General features: G+C 70.3%; 14 protein-coding genes. 11 read left to right on the top strand and 3 right to left on the bottom strand.

Features of this window, described 5'->3' with window-relative positions; all coding sequences use genetic code 11:
* Window positions 1–33 precede the first annotated feature (33 nt).
* From MKK68_RS14715 to MKK68_RS14695, 5 genes are all read left to right on the top strand, one after another.
* Window positions 34–1,890 (top strand): ABC transporter substrate-binding protein, encoded by a 1,857-nt coding sequence (locus MKK68_RS14715; protein WP_244030898.1) that lies wholly within the window; start codon window positions 34–36, stop codon window positions 1,888–1,890.
* Window positions 1,887–2,903, top strand: coding sequence for an ABC transporter permease (locus MKK68_RS14710; RefSeq protein ID WP_244030896.1), 1,017 nt, complete (start codon window positions 1,887–1,889; stop codon window positions 2,901–2,903). The genes MKK68_RS14715 and MKK68_RS14710 overlap by 4 nt, the downstream gene beginning before the upstream one ends.
* A complete protein-coding gene (locus tag MKK68_RS14705; protein ID WP_279605351.1) occupies window positions 2,903–4,060 on the top strand; it encodes an ABC transporter permease in 1,158 nt (385 codons plus the stop codon). Before MKK68_RS14710 ends, MKK68_RS14705 begins: the two co-directional genes overlap by 1 nt.
* Before the next feature lie 76 nt (window positions 4,061–4,136).
* Window positions 4,137–5,279, top strand: a complete 1,143-nt coding sequence (locus tag MKK68_RS14700) for a dimethylmenaquinone methyltransferase (RefSeq protein WP_243951147.1) — start codon at window positions 4,137–4,139, stop codon at window positions 5,277–5,279.
* Between the two features lie 159 nt (window positions 5,280–5,438).
* The gene (locus tag MKK68_RS14695) at window positions 5,439–5,942 is read left to right on the top strand and encodes a MarR family winged helix-turn-helix transcriptional regulator (protein ID WP_244030894.1); all 504 of its coding nucleotides are present in this window, start codon (window positions 5,439–5,441) and stop codon (window positions 5,940–5,942) included.
* Window positions 5,943–6,056: 114 nt separating this feature from the next.
* On the opposite strand, the gene MKK68_RS14690 is transcribed toward MKK68_RS14695, so the two are convergent.
* The gene (locus MKK68_RS14690; RefSeq protein WP_147725000.1) at window positions 6,057–6,419 is read right to left on the bottom strand and encodes a c-type cytochrome; all 363 of its coding nucleotides are present in this window, start codon (window positions 6,417–6,419) and stop codon (window positions 6,057–6,059) included.
* Between the two features lie 305 nt (window positions 6,420–6,724).
* On the opposite strand from MKK68_RS14690, the gene MKK68_RS14685 reads away from it, so the two are divergent.
* Both MKK68_RS14685 and MKK68_RS14680 read left to right on the top strand, forming a co-directional pair.
* Window positions 6,725–8,158 (top strand): FAD-linked oxidase C-terminal domain-containing protein, encoded by a 1,434-nt coding sequence (locus MKK68_RS14685; RefSeq protein WP_244030892.1) that lies wholly within the window; start codon window positions 6,725–6,727, stop codon window positions 8,156–8,158.
* Between the two features lie 226 nt (window positions 8,159–8,384).
* Window positions 8,385–11,093 (top strand): PAS domain-containing sensor histidine kinase, encoded by a 2,709-nt coding sequence (locus MKK68_RS14680; RefSeq protein WP_244030969.1) that lies wholly within the window; start codon window positions 8,385–8,387, stop codon window positions 11,091–11,093.
* A gap of 23 nt (window positions 11,094–11,116) precedes the next feature.
* Here MKK68_RS14680 and MKK68_RS14675 read toward each other — a convergent pair whose 3' ends face one another.
* The gene (locus tag MKK68_RS14675) at window positions 11,117–12,523 is read right to left on the bottom strand and encodes a TAXI family TRAP transporter solute-binding subunit (protein WP_243935511.1); all 1,407 of its coding nucleotides are present in this window, start codon (window positions 12,521–12,523) and stop codon (window positions 11,117–11,119) included.
* Between the two features lie 107 nt (window positions 12,524–12,630).
* Here MKK68_RS14675 and MKK68_RS14670 point away from each other — a divergent pair, with 107 nt between their 5' ends.
* The 4 genes from MKK68_RS14670 to MKK68_RS14655 all read left to right on the top strand — a co-directional run bounded on the left by MKK68_RS14670 (window position 12,631) and on the right by MKK68_RS14655 (window position 16,661).
* On the top strand, window positions 12,631–13,221 hold the full coding sequence (locus tag MKK68_RS14670; RefSeq protein WP_244030890.1) for a regulatory protein RecX: 591 nt from the start codon (window positions 12,631–12,633) through the stop codon (window positions 13,219–13,221).
* A 95-nt stretch (window positions 13,222–13,316) separates the two neighbouring features.
* Window positions 13,317–13,748 (top strand): OsmC family protein, encoded by a 432-nt coding sequence (locus MKK68_RS14665; protein ID WP_147725009.1) that lies wholly within the window; start codon window positions 13,317–13,319, stop codon window positions 13,746–13,748.
* Between the two features lie 112 nt (window positions 13,749–13,860).
* Window positions 13,861–15,072 carry a putative DNA modification/repair radical SAM protein gene (locus MKK68_RS14660; RefSeq protein WP_147725011.1) on the top strand — a complete coding sequence of 404 codons (1,212 nt, stop codon included), beginning with the start codon at window positions 13,861–13,863 and terminating at the stop codon, window positions 15,070–15,072.
* Window positions 15,073–15,164: 92 nt separating this feature from the next.
* Window positions 15,165–16,661 (top strand): UdgX family uracil-DNA binding protein, encoded by a 1,497-nt coding sequence (locus MKK68_RS14655; RefSeq protein ID WP_244030887.1) that lies wholly within the window; start codon window positions 15,165–15,167, stop codon window positions 16,659–16,661.
* Between the two features lie 17 nt (window positions 16,662–16,678).
* Here MKK68_RS14655 and ybaL read toward each other — a convergent pair whose 3' ends face one another.
* Window positions 16,679–18,532, bottom strand: a complete 1,854-nt coding sequence (gene ybaL / locus MKK68_RS14650; protein ID WP_243935515.1) for a YbaL family putative K(+) efflux transporter — start codon at window positions 18,530–18,532, stop codon at window positions 16,679–16,681.
* Between the last annotated feature and the right edge of the window lie 186 nt (window positions 18,533–18,718).

The raw sequence follows: 18,718 nt of genomic DNA, 5'->3' as shown, positions 1-18,718 counted from the left end.
CCATCGGATGCCGGGATTTCGCGCCGTGCATTGTTGATCGGCGTCGCGACTGCCTCGACGGTTTTCGCCGCTCCACGTTTCGCCCGCGCGGATACCCCTCGGACGGGGCAGCCCGAAACCCCGCTCGTCGTCGATCCCGCCGCCGCCGCGCGCAAGCTCGGCACCAGCGGCGGGACGATCCGCACCCTGATCGCCAAGGCGCGGGACGTGCGCTACCTCTCGGTCTACGGCTACACACGCCTCGTCGGCTACGATGCGGACCTCGTGTTGAAGCCCGACGTGCTGGCGGCTGTCGCGGTCGAGGGCGGGCGCTTCACCTTCACCCTGCGCAAGGGCCATCGCTGGTCCGACGGCGAGCCCTTCACCACGGAGGATTTCCGCTACTACTGGGAGGACGTCGCCAACGACAGGGATCTGAGCCCCGGCGGCCCGCCCGATTTCCTGCTGGTCGACGGCAAGCCGCCGACCGTCGAGATCGTCGATCCGGTCACCGTGCGCTTCACCTGGGATCGGCCGAACCCGCGCTTCCTGCCGGCCCTCGCCGCGCCGCGCGACCCGCTGATCTACCGCCCGGCGCATTACCTGAAGCCGGTCCATCCGCGATACGTCGGGCGCGAGAAGGCCGAGGCCGCGGCCAAGGCGCAGAAGCTCCGCGGCTGGGCGGCGCTGCACAACCGGATGGACGACAACTACGAGCTGAACAATCCCGACGCCCCGACCCTGCAGGGGTGGCGGCCCCGCACCCGCGCGCCGGCGACGCGCTTCGTGTTCGAGCGCAACCCCTACTACCACCGCATCGACACGGCCGGCACGCAGCTCCCCTATCTCGACCGCATCGTCATGGACGTCGCCTCGAGCGGGCTGCTCGTCGCCAAGACCAATGCCGGCGAGGCCGACCTGATGTTCCGCGGCCTGACGATGGCCGACATCCCGAGCCTCAAGGAGGGCGAGCGCGCGCACGGCTACCGCACCAACCTGTGGCCGCTCGCGCGCGGCTCCGAGATCGCGCTCTACCCGAACCTGACGACCCTCGATCCCGGCTGGCGCGCCCTCAACCGCGACGTGCGCTGGCGCCACGCGCTGTCGCTCGCCATCGATCGCCGCACCCTCAACAACACCCTGCTGTTCGGCCTCGGCACCGAGGGCAACGACACGCTGATCCCCGAGAGCCCGCTCTACGCGCCCGAGATGCGCACGCTGCATGCGGGCTACGATCCGGCGGCGGCCGAAAGACTGCTCGACGCCGCCGGCCTCGACCAGCGCGACCCCTCCGGCATCCGCCTGATGCCGGACGGCCGGCTGCTCGAGCTCGTCGTCGAGAGCGACGGCGAGGTCTCCATGGTGCTCGACGGGCTGCTGCTGATCGGCGAGTTCTGGCGCGAGGTCGGGATCAAGCTCGTGGTCAAGCCGCAGGAGCGCACGAACCTGCGCCGTCGCTCGGTGGCCGGGATGACGGTGATGGTGGCGGCGCAGGGGCTCGACCTCGCGGTGCCGACGGCGATCATGCCGCCGACCGAGCTGAGCCCGGCGCAGAGCGACCATTATTCCTGGCCGCGCTGGAGCCTTCACGTCGAGACGCACGGGGCGAGCGGCGAGGCGTGCGACGTCGAGGCCGTCCGCCGCCTGATCGACCTCGACCGCCAGTGGCGCGACACCGACGACGCGGGCAGGCAGGCGGCGATCTGGCGCGAGATGCTGATGAACCACGCCGAGAACACCTGGGTCATCGGCACGGTCGGGGGCGCGCTGCAGCCGGTGGTCGCGGCAAGCCATCTCGCCAACCTGCCGGCCAAGGCGCTGTACGCCTTCGAGCCGACCGCGATGATCGGCGTCCAGCGCCTCGACGAGATGTTCTGGGACCGCCCGGCCGAACGCCAGGCCCCGCTATGACGATCGCCGTGCTGCGCCGCGTCCTCACCATGGCGGTGACGCTGCTGGTGATCTCCGCCCTCGTCTTCGCAATCATCAAGCTGCCGCCGGGCGACTTCCTGACGAACCGGATTATGGAGCTGCGCTCCATGGGCGAGGCGGCCTCGGTCGCCAAGGCCGAGCTGCTGATCCGGCAATACGGCCTCGACCGGCCGGTCTACGAGCAGTACCTGATCTGGATCGGGCTGATGCCCGGCCCGGCGGGCTTCTCCGGGCTGCTGCAGGGCGATTGGGGCTGGTCGTTCGAGTACGATCGCCCCGTTTCCGAGGTGGTGGGCGATGCGCTCTGGCTGACGCTGGTGGTCAACCTCGCGGCCCTGGTCTTCGTCCATTTGGTCGCGATCCCGATCGCGATCTACTCGGCGACGCATCGCCATACCGCGGGCGACGCGGTCGTCACCGTGCTCGGCTATGTCGGCCTCGCCGTGCCCGGGTTCCTGCTGGCGCTGATCCTACTGTTCTACGCCAACATCTGGTTCGGCCTGTCGATCGGCGGCCTCTACGACGCATCCTTCACCGGCAAGCCCTGGGACTGGCCGAAGGTCCAGTCGCTGCTGGCCCACCTCGCCGTGCCGACGCTCGTGATCGGGCTCGGCGGCACGGCGGCGATGATCCGGCGGATGCGGGCGAACCTGCTCGACGAGCTCGCGAAGCCCTACACCGTGACCGCGCGGGCCAAGGGCCTGCCGCCGCTGCGGGCGCTGCTCAAGTATCCGTTCCGGATGTCGCTGAACCCGTTCGTCGCCGACATCGGCAACCTGCTGCCGCACCTCGTCTCCGGATCGGTGCTCGTCTCGCTGGTGCTGAGCCTGCCGACCGTCGGCCCGCTGCTGCTCGACGCGCTGAAGAGCCAGGACCAGTTCATGGCCGGCTTCATCCTGATGTTCGTCGCGCTGCTGACGCTCGTCGGCATGCTGATCTCGGACCTCATCCTGGTCTGGCTCGATCCGCGCATCCGCATGGGGGCACGCTGATGGTGCCCGAGACGGCACCCGTGGCACCTCACTTCGTCGACCCGGCGCCGTTCGATCCGGAGGCCGGCGGCGGACGTGATTCCGGCACGGCCTACGCCTCGGCTTGGCGGCTGATCTTCCGGAAGTTCCTCGGCCACCGCATCGCCGTCGCCTCGGCGCTCGTGCTCCTGGCGCTCTACGCCGCCGTGCCCTTCGTCGAGTTCCTGGCCCCCTACGAGCAGGCGAAGCGCAACGGCGACTACCTGTTCGCGCCGCCGCAAGCGGTGCACCTGTTCCACGAGGGGCGGTTCGTCGGGCCGTTCGTCTATCCGTACCGGGCCGAGCTCGACATGGAGACCTTCCGCCGCGGCTACGTCACCGACGCCGCCACGCCGCAGCCGCTGCGCTTCTTCTGCCGCGGCGACGCCTACACCCATCTCGAGCTCGGCCGGGGCGACCTTCACCTCGTCTGCCCGTCCGAGGGCGGGACGCTCTATCTGCTGGGTACCGACCGGCTCGGCCGCGACCTGCTCTCGCGCATGATCTACGGCGCGCGGGTCTCGCTGGTGATCGGCCTCGTCGGCGTCGCGATCTCGTTCGCGCTCGGGCTCCTGCTCGGCGGCATCGCCGGCTACTTCGGCGGCTTCGTCGACGCGGCGGTGCAGCGGCTGATCGAGGTGGTGCGCTCGCTGCCCGAGCTCCCGCTCTGGCTCGCCCTGTCGGCGGCGCTGCCGCCAAGCTGGAGCCCGCTCTGGGTGTTCTTCGGCATCACCATCATCCTCGGGCTGCTCGATTGGCCGGGCCTCGCGCGCGCCGTGCGCGGCAAGCTGCTGGCGCTGCGCGAGGAGGATTTCGTGCAGGCGGCGGAGCTGATGGGCGCCTCGCCCGCCCGCGTCATCGGCCGGCACCTGATCCCGAACTTCATGAGCCACCTGATCGCCTCGGCGACGCTCTCGATCCCGACGATGATCCTGGGCGAGACCGCCTTGTCGTTCCTCGGCCTCGGCCTTCGGCCGCCGGTGACGAGCTGGGGCGTGCTGCTCAACGACGCCCAGAACCTCTCGGCGGTGCAGCTCTACCCCTGGCTGCTGCTGCCGGTGGTGCCCGTGCTGGTGACGGTGCTGGCGTTCAACTTCCTCGGCGACGGGCTTCGGGACGCCGCCGACCCGTATCATTGAGGCACGCCCCGGCAGGGCTCGCCCCGGGCCGCGCCGTGCCGCATAAGGCGGCGAGATCGCTCCCGAGGACCGCCCCGTGACCGTCACCCAGATCACCCATCACGACCTCGACGGCTACGGCGCCGTGGCGATCGTCGGCAACCACGTCGACGTCGCGCGGATCGTCCACGTGCCCCGCTACTCCGATGTCGGCCCGGTGGTCGAGGAGGAGCTGAAGCGCCTGTCGAAGGCGGAAGCCTCCGAGACGCTGATCATGACCGATCTCGGGCTCGAGCCGGTGGCGGTGAAGTTCCTCAAGAGCTTCGTCGCGATGAACCGCAAGCGGGGCGAGGATGCCCGCCACCGCCTGATCGTCCTCGACCATCACGCCTCGTCGATCGACCAGCTGCGCCAGCACGGGGTCGAGCCGGTGGACGAGGCGGCCTCGCCGAAGCGCTTCGAGCTCGACGACCCGGACGTCGTCGTCCTGATCGACGAGACCTGCTGCGCCACGCGGATGGCGCACGCCAACCGCAGCCTCTACGCAACGCGCGACGGCGAGGATCTCACCGCCCTGGTCGAGGCTGTGGACGCCCTCGACCTGTGGAAGAAGGAGCGCCCGACCTTCGCCGGCGGGCTGATGCTCGACGAGGTGTTCTGGGACAACGTCGGCAACCTCGTGCCGGTCGGCCACCCCTGGCACGACCGCTTCGTCGTGGCGCTGCTCCGCGCGGTCTCGGGGCTGATCGACGAAGGCCTGGCGCCCGCCGAGATCGAGACCCGGGTCGCCGCGCTGCGCCGGCAGGTCCTCGATCGGCTCCTCGATGGGGAGGCCGACGACGACCGCAACCTGACCACGCGGATGCGGATCGCCCGCGTGCTCGCGCGCTCGGACGTGCTGTTCCGCCCGCTCTCGGACGGGACCCTGCTCTCGTTCGGCCTCGATTCGGGCACCTTCCAGCGCGTCTCGGACCTGATCATGGATCGCGGCGGCGCCAAGCGGGTGTGCAACGTCCAGCGCACGGGCTCCCTGTCGTTCCGTTCGAACGACGAGACCGCCCTGGATGCCGCGCGCAAGTTCCGCGGCGGCGGCCACAAGGACGCCGCCGGCGGCAAGCTGCCCGCCGGCTCGGCCTTCTCGCTCGCCGACGCGATCGCCCAGGTCGAGCCGATTCTCAATCCGCCGCCGCCGGATCGCTCGGGCAGCCCCTTCGCCGCGCTGAAGGATTGGAAAGGGTAGTCCGTCTCGAAAAGCCGCAGGATGATCGCATAGATTGTACAATCGCTCCGTGCTGGCTAAGATATTGCCCGACCGAGATACTGCGTCAGATCTGTGCCTACGCCTGACCGAATTCGTGCTGGGATTTGACCAGCGTCGTCAACCGGAGTCGAAAAGCCCATGTCCGTTTGGCAAGGCTCGCAGCGGCGAGCGCCGAGGAAGCCCGCAATCGTCCCGGAGGCGTCCGCGGACTCGCAGCGCCTCGACAACCAGCTTTGCTTCGCCGTCTACGCCGCGGCGCATGCCTTCGGCCGCGCCTATCGCACGCTGCTGGGCCAGCACGACCTCACCTACCCGCAATATCTCGTGCTTCTCGTCCTGTGGGAGGAGGAAGGGTTGTCGGTGAAGGAGATCGGGACGCGGCTGTTCCTCGATTCCGGGACGCTCACGCCGTTGCTGAAGCGGCTCGAGGCGTCGGGCCGGGTCCGGCGCGCCCGCGACCGTGCGGACGAGCGCCAGGTCAGCATCTTCCTGACCGATTCCGGCCGGGCCCTGCGCAAGCCGCTGGCCTGCATTCCCGATCAGGCCGGCGGCATGACCGGCCTCGACGTCGAGGGGCGCCGCGCCCTGCTCGACCATCTCGTCACCCTCCGCACCGGCCTGCACGACGGCACCGACGCCTGATCGGGCCGGCAATGTCGACTCCTGCGAAACTCGGCGACCGCAAAGAAAAAAAGCCGTCCCCGCGCGAGCGGGAACGGCCCTCGGCCTGACCTGAATGGCCGGGTCGTCGATCGCTCAGGTCTTGGACTTGAGGTAGGCGATGATGTCCTCGACCTTCTTCTCGTCCTTGATGCCCGGGAAGACCATCTTGGTGCCGGGGACCTTCTTCTTCGGGTCGACCAGCCACTCCTTGAGATTCGCCTCGTCCCAGGTGATGCCGGAGTTCTTCAGCGCCGCGGAGAAGGCGTAGCCGTCGCGGCCCTCGCCGGCCTTCTCGCCGACGATGCCCTTGAGGTTCGGGCCGACGCCGTTCTTCTCAAAGTTGTGGCAGGACTTGCAGGGTGCGAACGCCTTCTCGCCGGCGGCCGCATCGCCTTCCGCCTGGGCGGCGATCGGCAAGAGCAGGGCAAGGGCGGCGCCGAGGATGACATGACGCATCGGGATTTCCTCCATTATGACGGCTATGGCCGTCAGGCTTATGGCAGAGCTTGGTCGATTGGAACAGGTCGAAGGTGCAAACGCCGTTCACGCCGATGTGCCGGTGCGACCAAACGTTGCAGTAGCCTCTCAGTCGCCTTCGAGCCGCCCCTTCGCCCGACGGTGCGGACCCGCCGGGAGTGCGATAGACTGATCTCCAAACGGTCCCGCACCGCCGCGGAACCCGTCTAGGCCCACGCTCCTGAGCGGCGGCTGAAGGGCCTGAGGCGGTGACGATCGGATCGACGAAATCCGGAGGTTTCGCCATGTCCATCCGCTTCCCCGAGCCCGATGCCGGCGTCGTCGCCCGCCGCGACGCGATCGTCGCCGGCCTGCGGCCGCTGGTCGGCCCCGAGGCCCTGGTGACCACGGAGGACGAGCGCCGCGCCTTCGAGACCGACGGGCTCACCGCCTACCGCAAGATGCCGCTGGCGGTGGTCCTGCCCTCCACCACCGCCGAGGTCTCCGCGGTGATGGCCTATTGCCACGCCCACGGCGTCCGCGTGGTGCCGCGCGGCGCCGGCACGTCGCTGGCCGGCGGCGCCATCGCGCAGGAGGATGCGATCATCCTCGGCGTGGGGAAGATGACCCAGGTGCTCGCCCTCGATTTCGAGAACCGCATCGCCCGCGTCCAGAGCGGGATCACCAACCTGGCGATCTCGGGCGCGGTTGGCCACGAGGGCTTCTTCTACGCGCCCGACCCGTCGAGCCAGCTCGCCTGCACCATCGCCGGCAACATCGCGATGAATTCCGGCGGGGCGCACTGCCTTAAGTACGGCGTCACCACCAACAACTTGATGGGCGTGACGCTGGTGATGAACGACGGCACCGTGGTCGAGATCGGCGGCGACCATCTCGATGCCGGCGGCTACGACCTGCTCGGGCTGATCTGCGGCTCGGAGGGGCAGCTCGGCATCGTCACCGAGGCGACCGTCCGGATCCTGCGCGCGGCCGAGGGCGCGCGCCCGGCGCTCGTCGGCTTCTCGTCGGTCGAGGATGCCGGCGCCTGCACCGCGGCGATCATCGCCGCCGGCATCATCCCGGTTGCGATCGAGTACATGGACCGCGAGGCGATCCTGATCACCGAGGATTTCGCGCAGGCCGGCTACCCGCGCGACGCCGAGGCGATGCTGATCATCGAGGTCGAGGGCTCGGACACCGAGTGCGAGGCGATGCTCGCCCGCATCGCGGCGATCGCGCAGGATTTCCGCCCGACGAGCATCCGGGTCTCGAAGTCGGAGGCCGAATCCGCCGCGATCTGGAAGGGCCGCAAGTCGGCCTTCGGCGCCACGGGGCGCATCTCCGACTACATCTGCATGGACGGCACGATCCCGACCGGGCAGCTCTCCGTGGTGCTGGAGCGCATCGGCGCGATCTGCAAGGCGCAGGGGCTTCGCGTCGCCAACGTGTTCCATGCCGGCGACGGCAACCTGCACCCGCTGATCCTGTTCGACATCAACAAGCCCGGCGAGCTGCAGAAGGCCGAGACCGCGGGCGACGAGATCCTCAAGCTCTGCGTCGAGGTCGGCGGATGCCTGACCGGCGAGCACGGCGTCGGCATCGAGAAACGCGAGCTGATGCGCTTTCAGTACACGCAGGCCGACTTGGAGCAGCAGATGCGGGTGCGCAACGTCTTCGACCCGCACTGGCTGATGAACCCGGCGAAGGTCTTCCCGCTCGAAGGGCGGGTCGCCACCTGAGAGCAGGACCCGCCGGAGCCGCGTTGACACCCATCGGACTTGCCGACATCCCTCCTGCGATGTTCCGGACCGACGTTTCGACAGCCACCGCCCGCCAGGAACGCCGCCTCGGCCGACGTCCGGATCGCGACCGGACCGTGCCGAGACCGACCCTGTGACGATCGGCATCGAGGACCCGAAGTTCCGCTTCCTCGCCGAGGGCGGCGAGACCGGCCGCGAGATCCTGATGAAGGATTGGTCCGGCTCGGTGCTCGGCCCGCTGGCAGAATGGCCGGTGGCGCTCCGCACCACGCTCGCGACGATGCTCGCCTGCCCGGTGCCGATGTTCCTGGCCTGGGGGCCGGACCTCGTCAGCTTCTTCAACGACGCCTATCGCGAGGTGCTGGGCGATCGCATCTCCCGTGCGCTCGGCGTGCGGTTTCCGGAGCTGTGGGCGGACCTGTGGCCGGAGATCGGGCCGCTCTGCGCCCGGGCGCTCGCGGGCGAAGGCGTGTCGGTGCGCGACCTGCCGCTGACGATGCACCGCCGCGGGCAGCCCGAGCGGACCTGGTGGACCTTCTCGTACTCGCCGGTCCACGACGACGACGGCGCGGTCGCAGGCATGATCTGCATCACGCGGGAGACCACGGCGCAGATCCTGGCGGAAAAGGACCGCGAGGACAGCCGCAGCCGGCTCGACCTCGCGCTCTCGGCCGGCGACGGCATCGGCACCTGGGACTGGGACGTCGCGGCCGACCGCGTCACCGCGGATGCCCGCTTCGCCCGCCTCTACGGCGTCGATCCCGACCGGGCCGCCGCCGGCGCGCCGATCGCCGAGTTCTTCGGCGGCATCCATCCCGACGACCTGCCCGCCGTGCAGGAGCGGATCGCGGCGGCGATGCGGACGGGCGGCGACTTCGCGGCCGAGTACCGGCTCGTCCAGCCGGACGGCGTGCGCTGGGTCGCGGCGCAAGGGCAGTGCGTGCTCGATGCGGACGGCCACCCCGTTCAGTTCCCGGGCGTGACCTTCGACATCACCGAGCGTCGCGACGCCGAGGACGCGGTCCGCGCGGCTGCGCGCGAGCTTCGCCTGGTGGCCGACGCGCTCCCGAGCCTGATCGCCTTCATCGATCCGACGCTGACCTACCGCTTCGCGAACGCCGCCTACGAGACGTGGTTCTCGCGCCCGCTTTCCGAGGTGATCGGCCGTACCGTGCGCGACCTCGTGGACGAGGACGGCTTCGCGCGGCGTGAGCCGGCCTTCACCGCGGCGCTCGGCGGGGAGGATGTCCGCTTCGAGATGGAGTGGCCGCATCCCGACGGGCGCGAGCGCGTCGCGGACATCCGCTACATCCCGCGGCGGGATGGCGACGGCGCCGTCGACGGCTTCTACGCCTTCGTGCAGGACATTACCGACCGGACGCGGATCGAGGCCGCGCTGACGCGGGAGGTCGAATCGCGCACCCGCGAGCGCAACCGGCTCTGGGAGACCACGACCGACTTGATGGGCACGGCCGGGCTCGACGGCTACCTCAAGGCGGTCAACCCGGCCTGGACGCGGGTGCTCGGCTGGAGCCGCGAGGAACTCCTCGGCGAGCCGTTCGCGACGATCATCGACACCGCCGACCATGCCGAGACCGCCGAGGTCGTCGCGCAGCTCGCCCGCGGCGAGACCGTCGACGGCTTCGTCGACCACGTCATCCGGAAGGACGGCGAACGCCTCACCATCTCCTGGAACGCGGTGCCGGAAGGCGACCTGTTCTACATCGTCGGCCGCGACATCACCGAGCAGCGTGCGGTCGAGGAGCTGCTGCGCCAGGCGCAGAAGATGGAGGCGGTCGGCCAGCTCACCGGCGGCATCGCCCACGACTTCAACAACCTGCTCACCGGCATCGTCGGCTCGCTCGACCTGATGCAGACCCGGATCAAGCAGGGCCGGACCGAGCAGATCGAGAAGTACGCCACCGCGGCTTTGTCCTCGGCCAACCGCGCCGCCGCGTTGACCCACCGCCTGCTGGCCTTCGCCCGCCGCCAGCCGCTGGAGCCGAAGCCCACCGACGCCAACGGCCTGATCGCCGGCATGGAAGACATGCTGCGTCGGACGCTGACGGAGCAGGTCAACCTGGAGATCGTCACCGCCGGCGGCCTGTGGCTCACGCTCTGCGACCCGCACCAGCTCGAGAACGCGCTGCTCAACCTTGCGATCAACGCCCGCGACGCGATGCCGGACGGCGGCCGCCTCGTGATCGAGACCTGCAACACCCACCTCGATCGGGCCTACGCGCGGCTGCATCCGGAGGTGGAACCGGGCCAGTACATCTGCGTCTGCGTAACCGATACCGGCACCGGCATGAGCGCGGACGTGGCCGCCAAGGCCTTCGACCCGTTCTTCACCACGAAGCCGCTGGGCCAGGGCACCGGCCTCGGCCTGTCGATGATCTACGGCTTCGCCAAGCAGTCGGAGGGGCACGCCAAGATCTACTCGGAGCTGGGATCGGGCACGACGATCAAGATCTACCTGCCGCGCTACCGCGGCGAGGCGGCGGCCGAGGGCACCGGTCCCGGGATTGCCACGGCCCTGCGCGCCGAGCGCGGCGAGACGGTGCTCGTCGTCGAGGACGACCCGGTGGTGCGCGACCTCATCGTCGAGGTGCTGGGCGAGCTCGGCTACCACGCCCTCGAGGCCGCCGACGGGCCGGCCGGCCTGCGCATCGCGGAATCGCGCGCGCGGATCGACCTGATGGTCAGCGACGTCGGCCTGCCCGGCCTCAACGGGCGCCAGCTCGCCGACCGCGCCCGGCTGGTGCGGCCCGGGCTGAAGATCCTCTTCATCACCGGCTATGCCGAGAACGCGATCTTCGGCAACGGCGGCCTCGACCCGGGCATGCAGATGATCACCAAGCCGTTCCCGGTCGAGGTGCTGGCCAGCCGCATCCGCGAGATCATCGAGGGATAGGGCACACCGCGTCCCGGGCTCGCCTATTCGGCGGCCGAGAGGTTGAGGGCGAGCGACCGGGCGGCCCGCGTGCGGCCGCCGGGGCGATGCTCGGCCCCGGCGGAAAGCCCGCGTCGGCCGTCGTTGATCGCCGCGTGGACCCCGTCCACCGCCAGGATCAGGGCGCTGACCGTGCGCGCGTCGATCGAGCGCTCGCGGGCGTAGCGCACCACGTCGGCGACGAGATCGTCCACCTCGATCGCCAGGGCGTCGAGTTCGGCCATCGTCGGCGCGGCGCGGACCTCGCGCATCACGTCGAGCAGGCGGTCGAGCACGATGTCGACCCGCTCGCGCCGCTTGCGGGCGAGGCGCTGGCCGAGCCAGGCGACGGCGGAGCCGATCGTGCCGCCGAAGAAGGCGAGCAGGTAGATGTAGTCCTCGTAGCGGTCGAGGAACGTCTGCTGCTCGCGCTCGAAGTAGTCCACCGCACCGGGGTGGTTGGGCAGGCGCGCCGAGGTGGCGGCGACCGTGGTGTCGAAGTCGGGCGCCTTCATCAGCCTGACGATCGGCGCGGCCGCCGCGAGGCGCGAGCGCCACTCGAACAGGTGCTGCGTCGCGGAGGCGACGGCGACCCGGCTCACGGTGCCCCGCGCCATCAGGCGATACGAGGCGCCGACGGTCTTGACCTCCTCGGCCGGACGCTTCGGGCGCCCGCCGAAGGTTCCGGCCGGGATCGTGACGGATTGCAGCTCGGGATAGCGCTGGAGGATCGCGTCGCCGTCCGGCACCGAGACGAGGCCGACCTTCTTGTCGGGAAGGCCGATCTCGACGGCGTGGACCATGGCGCCCGCGGCCTTCGAGGTCGGGCTGGCGATGATCGCCACCGCCTCGACCCGCTTCTCGGCGATCGCGGCGGTGACCTCGGACGGCTTGAGCGGAACCAGCACGACCTGCCCCGGCGGGGCTTCCTCGCCGTCCGGGATGTCGGCGGCGGCGGGGACGAAGTCGTAGAAGGTCAGTAGGTTAGTAATGAACGGGATGTCGGCGCTGTGGCGCACGACGATGCCGAGGCGCCGGCGTGCAAGGTCGGGAAAATCATCGATCTCGCCGGCCTCCGAGGCGGCGACGATCAGGGCCTCGTCGTGCAGGATGGCGAGCGTCAGGCCGTTCTCGGGCAGCAGCACGTCCGGCCGCACCACCGCGAGGTCGGCCTTGTTGGCCTGGAGCGCGGCCGCGCTGTCGCGCACGTCGGCGTAGCGCACCACCTTCAGGCGTACGTCCTCGCGGGCGCGGGACAGGGCGTTGGCGTAGGCCTCCATCAGCGCGGCCTCGGGGCCGTCCTGCGGCCCGACCGCTACGGTCAGCGTGGTCGGACGGGACAGGTAGACCACCGCCGCCGCGGTGGCGGCGAGCCCGAGAGCGAGCAGCACGAGGAGCCACTCGCGTCTCAACAGGATGGCCGATGCTGCGGGGAGGAGACCATGACCGATCCTGCCGCGTTGCCTGGGTTCCATGGCTGATCCATGAAACCGAAACCTGTCCGGATCGTGAAGAACCCGTGAAACGCGCAACCGTTGCAGACTCCGGTGCGGCCCGCACTGCAAGGCCCGCGCCGCCCGTCACGGCCGCCTATCTCGAGCGGGCGGCGTTGCACTACCTCGAGCGCTACAGCGCCTCGGTGGAGATGCTGCGCCGGACGCTGCGGCGGCGGGTCGAGAAGCGCGCCCGGGCCCGCGGCGAGGAGGCGAGCGCCTTCTTCGAGATGATCGAGGCGACCGTGGCGCGGGCGGTCTCCGCCGGGCTGGTCGACGACGCGCGCTTCGCGACCGCGCGGCTCGCGACGTTGCGCCGGCGCGGCACCTCTTCCCGCGGCGCCTCGGCCAAGCTGTCGGCCAAGGGCCTGTCGCGCGATGCGGTCGAGACCGCGATGGAGGCCGAGCGCGAGGCCGTGCCCGAGGCGGATTCGGCGGCGATCGAGGAGAAGGCCGCCTTCGCCTACGCCAAGCGGCGGCGGCTCGGGCCGTTCCGCCGCCCGGACATCCGCGCTCTCCACCGCGACCGGGATCTGGCGGCGCTGGCGCGGGCCGGCTTCGGCTACGATCTCGCGCGCCGCACCGTCGACGCCGAGGAGGTGCCCGACGGGGCCTGAGCCTGGAACTCGCCGGAGCCTGCGCCACTTGGCCGGTCATCGACGGTGACGTCGCGCACGGTCGTGCGCGCCACCGCGAACCCTGGAGAGCTTCGATGATCAACCGCAAGGCGCACGCTGTCTGGCAGGGCAATGGCAAGGACGGCAAGGGCACGATCACGACCCAGTCCGGCGTGCTCTCGCAGCAGCCCTACGGCTTCAACACGCGCTTCGAGGACAAGCCCGGAACCAATCCGGAAGAGCTGATCGCGGCGGCGCATTCCGGCTGCTTCACCATGGCGCTGGCGTTCCAGCTGCAGGAAGCCGGGCTGGCCGCGACCGAGATGACCACCGAGGCGGTCGTGACGCTCGAGAAGGACGGTGCCGGCTTCAAGGTGACGAAGTCCGCGCTGACGTTGACCGCGGCGATCCCGGGCATCGACCAGGCCAAGTTCGACGCGCTGGCGCATGCCGCCGAGATCGGCTGCCCGATCTCGAAGGTTCTGGACTGCGAGATCACCCTGAAGGCCACCCTCAAGCAGGGCTGATCGGTCTTCGGAGCCGCGCCCCGCGAAAGGCAGGCGGGGTGCGGCATCGCCGCCCGGGGGCAACGCCGGCCGACGCCTTGTATTCACGCTCCCCGGGTTCATTGTTTGTTCGATGGATGAAACGCTCGCCAAGAAACTGCGCATCCTCGCCGATGCCGCCAAGTACGACGCCTCGTGCTCGTCGTCCGGCGCGCCGAAGCGCAAGGCCGGCAAGGACGAGCTCGGCTCGACCACCGGATCGGGGATCTGCCACGCCTACACTCCGGACGGGCGTTGCATCTCGCTGCTGAAGATCCTGCTGACGAACTACTGCCTGTTCGATTGCGCCTACTGCATCAATCGCCGCTCCTCGAACGTCGAGCGGGCACGCTTCTCGGTACAGGATGTCGTGACGCTGACGGTGGAGTTCTACAAGCGCAACTACATCGAAGGGTTGTTCCTCTCCTCCGGCATCATCAAGTCGCCCGACTACACGATGGAGCTGCTGACGCGGGTGGCGAAGTCGCTGCGGCGCGACCACGGGTTCCGCGGCTACATCCACCTCAAGTCGATTCCCGAGGCGAGCCCATGGCTGATCGAGGAAGCCGGCCTCTACGCCGACCGCCTCTCGATCAACGTCGAGCTGCCGACCGAGGCGAGCCTGCAGAAGCTCGCCCCCGAGAAGGACGGCGCGACGATCCTCGGGGCGATGGCGCAGGTGGCCGAGCGCATCGTCGAGGCCAAGGCCGAGCGGCGGCGCTTCTCGCCGGCTGGGCAGTCGACGCAGGTGATCGTCGGGGCCGACGCGACCACCGACGAGGCGCTGATCCGCAAGAGCGCGCATCTCTACGGCAGCGTCGGGCTCAAGCGGGTGTACTACTCGGCCTTCAGCCCGATCCCGGAAGGCTCCGGCATCCTTCCGCTGAAGGCGCCGCCGCTCCAGCGCGAGCATCGGCTGTACCAGGCCGACTGGCTGATCCGGTACTACGACTTCTCCGCCGACGACGTCGCCGATGCGGCGGACGACGGGATGTTCTCCCTCGACATCGACCCGAAGCTCGCCTGGGCACTGAAGAACCGGCATCGTTTCCCCGTGGACGTGAACACCGGCGACCGCGAGATGCTGCTGCGCGTCCCCGGCCTCGGGGCGCGGGCGGTCGACAAGATCATCCGCGCGCGCCGCCACACGCGCCTGCGGCTCGACGACGTGGCGCGGCTGTCCTCGGCGCTGAAGCGCGCCCGCCCGTTCCTGATCGCGGCCGACTACACGCCGGGCGGGCTCACCGATCGGCTCGATCTGCGCAGCCGTCTGGTGGAGCCGGCGCAGCAGCTGAGCCTGTTCTGATGGATGCGCGCGACCTCGTCCCTCTCCCCTGTGCGGGGGAGGGTAGGCCTCGCGTCAACGAGGGTCGGGAGAGGGGAGCGCCGTATCCGGAAATGCCGCTCCCCACTCCCGACCCGCTGCGCGGGCCACCCTCCCCCGCAGAGGGGGGAGGGACAGACAGCGCGCATCGCACGATCCACCTGCGCCCCGGTGCCGATCTCGATGGCTTCCGCGCCACCCTGCGCCGGCTGGTCGCCGACGGGGTTCCGCCCGATCGCGTCACGTGGTCGGCGGGCGATGCGCCCGGCTTGTTCGGCACGTCCGCCAGCGACGAGCCCGACGCGCCGCCGGTCGCGCTGCCGAAGCCCGTGGCCGGGCTGATCCCGATGGTGGTGCCCCACCGCGATCCCGAGCGCTACGCGCTGCTCCACACCCTGGTCTGGCGCGTGCTTCGCGGCGAGCGCCACCTGCCGGAGGTGGCGAGCGACCCGCTGGTCCACCGCCTCAACGGGATGCGCAAGGCGATCGCCCGCGACCTGCACAAGATGCACGCGTTCCTGCGCTTTCGCCGTATCGAAACCGATACGGGCGAACGCTTCGTCGCGTGGTTCGAGCCGGACAACCACATCCTTGAGGCCGCGGCTCCGTTCTTCGTCGACCGGTTCCGCGCCATGGACTGGACGATCCTGACGCCGGACGGCTCGGCGCATTGGGACCGCACGGCGCTGACCTTCGGACCGCCGGGCGACAAGGCGCAGCTGCCGGAGGGCGATGGCTTCGAGGCCGGCTGGCGGGACTATTACGAGAGCACGTTCAACCCGGCCCGCACCAACCTCAAGGCGATGCGGGCGGAGATGCCGAAGAAGTACTGGCACAACATGCCGGAGACCGCCGCCATCCCCGGCCTCGTCCGCGCGGCCGCGACCCGAACCACGCAGATGATCGAAAGGGCCCCCCAGATGACGATCAAGCGCGATCCGGCCAAGGCGGTGGCGGCGATGTCCGACCAGGCGCCGAAGACCCTCGAGGCGCTGAACGCGATCATCAAGCGTTCCGAGCCGCTGGTGCCGGGCGCGACGCAGGCCGTGCTCGGCGAGGGCCGCATCGGCTCGACCATCGCCTTCGTTGGCGAGCAGCCGGGCGACCAGGAGGACCGGCAGGGCCGCCCCTTCGTCGGGCCCGCCGGCCAGCTGCTGTCGCGGGCGATGGCGGAAGCGGGTCTCGACCGCGCGGCGAGCTACCTCACGAACGCCGTCAAGCACTTCAAGTTCGAGGAGCGCGGCAAGCGTCGCATCCACCAGAAGCCGACCGCGGGCGAGGTCAGCCACTACCGCTGGTGGCTCGATCGCGAGCTGGACTTCGTCGCCCCGAAGCTCGTCGTCGCGCTCGGCGCGACCGCCGTCCTGGCGCTGACGGGCAAGCAGATCCCGATCACCCGCGCCCGCGGCCCGTTCCGGTTCGAGCGCCTCGACGACCGCTTCCAGGGCTTCATCACCGTCCACCCCTCCTACCTGCTGCGCCTGCCGGACGAGGCGAAGGAGGAGGCCTACGCGACCTTCGTCGACGACCTGCGTCGGGTCGCGGAATTGGGGCGCGCGCTGGCGGCCTAGGACGACGCGGCCGGCGCTCACCCCGCCGCCGGCTCCTCCTTGTGCGGCCGGAGTTCCGGCGATGGGTCGATCTCGGCCTCCGTCGGCGCCTCGGCGCGGCTGTCGGCGCGGCTCGCATCGACGAAGAGGCGGGCCTCGCCCTCGGTCAGGCCGAGGCTGCGCAGGGCATAGAAGGTCATGCCGAAGGCGAGCTCGCGCTCGGCCATCAGCACCAGCCCGACCTTCTCCTCCTCCATCCGGCGGCGCTCGGCGTCGCTGTGGGTGCGGATCAGGGTGTCGATCCGCGGGTTCGCCTCCCGGGCGATCTCGACCAGCCGGCGCGCATGGTGCGAATCCGGCGTCGCGATCACCAGGAGGCGGGCCTGCGCGATGTCGGCGGCGGCGAGGATGCCCGGCGCCAGCGCATCGCCGAACACCACCTCCAGGCCCGAGGCGCGCAGGTCGAGCACCCGCCGGCGGTCGCGATCGACCACGACGAAGGGCAGGTCCCAGGCGTCGAGCGCCTTGCCGATCCCGCTGCCGACCCGGCCGTAGCCGACGATGATCGCGTGGCCGCGATGGGGCTTGGCGGGCTCGGCGACGGCGATCGCATCGGCGCCGCGCCGCTCGAACCGGCGCGCGAGGTCGGGCCTGTCGGCAAGGTAGCGCTCCACCCGCGCGGCGAGCACGAAGAACAACGGGTTCAGCGTGATCGACAGCAGCGCCCCGCCGAGGATGAGGTCGCGCCCCTCCTCCGGCAGCAGCTTCAGCGACAGGCCGAGCCCGACGAGGATGAAGGAGAACTCGCCGATCTGCGCCAGGCTCGCGGCGATGGTGAGCGCGGTGCCGACCGGATGCTTGAACGCCAGCACGATCGCCACCGCGGCGATCGACTTGCCGAGCAGGATCACGCCGAGCACCGCCAGCACCGAGAGCGGCTCGCGCACGAGGATGCCGGGGTCGAACAGCATGCCGACCGAGACGAAGAACAGCACCGCGAACGCGTCCTGCAGCGGCAGGGAATCGGCCGCGGCCTGGTGGCTCAGGTCGGACTCGGCGAGCACCATGCCGGCGAAGAAGGCGCCGAGGGCGAAGGACACGCCGAACAGCTCCGCCGAGCCGAAGGCGATGCCGAGCGCGAGCGCGAGCACGGCGAGGGTGAACAGCTCGCGCGATCCCGTGCGGGCCGCCTGGTCGAGCAGCCACGGCACCATGCGGCGGCCTGCGACCAGCATCAGGGTGGTGAAGACGCCCACCTTAGCGAGCGTCAGCCCGAGGGTGAGCCAGATGCTGTCGCCGAGATAGCCGGAGAGCGCCTGCGCGAGGGTGTTGCCCGTGGCATGGTCGCCCGTACCGGCACTCCCGCCGAGCGAGGGCGCCAGCGCCGGCAGCAGCACCAAGGCGAGGACCATCGCGAGATCCTCGACGATGAGCCAGCCGACCGCGATGCGGCCCTTGTCGCTGTCGAGCAGGTTGCGCTCCTCCAGCGCCCGCAGCAGCACCACCGTGCTCGCCACCGACAGGGCGAGGCCGAACACCAAGCCGGCGCCGAGGCCCCAGCCCCAGGCGAGCGCCAGGCCGCCGCCCATCGCGGTCGCCACCGCGATCTGCACCACGGCGCCGGGCAGCGCGATCGTGCGCACCGCCATGAGGTCCTTGATCGAGAAGTGCAGGCCGACGCCGAACATCAGCAGGATGACGCCGATCTCGGCGAGCTGGCCGGCGAGCTTCTGGTCGCCGACGAAGCCCGGCGTGAACGGCCCGATGGCGATGCCGGCCACGAGGTAGCCGACCAGCGGCGGCAGCCGCAGGCGTTGCGCCAGCATGCCGAACACGAAGGCGATCACGAGGCCCAGGGCGATGATGGCGATCAGCTCGGTCGCATGCGGCACGGATCGGTGGTCTCCTGGCGTCGGCGTCGGGACGGGCGTTCCTGAACGCCCTAGCGGAATCGCGCATCGAATTCCGTACGCGATGGCACCCGGGGGTGTTCCGGCGCACAGGCACGTTCGGGTCGGCCGGATCGGGTTGGCAGGCCGGCACCGAGCCTATACCCGTGATCCTCGGATCGAAGGACG

This window comes from Methylobacterium sp. E-016 (assembly GCF_022829745.1).
Lineage (GTDB): Bacteria > Pseudomonadota > Alphaproteobacteria > Rhizobiales > Beijerinckiaceae > Methylobacterium.
Note: the sequence above shows the minus strand (reverse complement) of the source record. Positions and strands in the feature narration are given on the sequence as shown.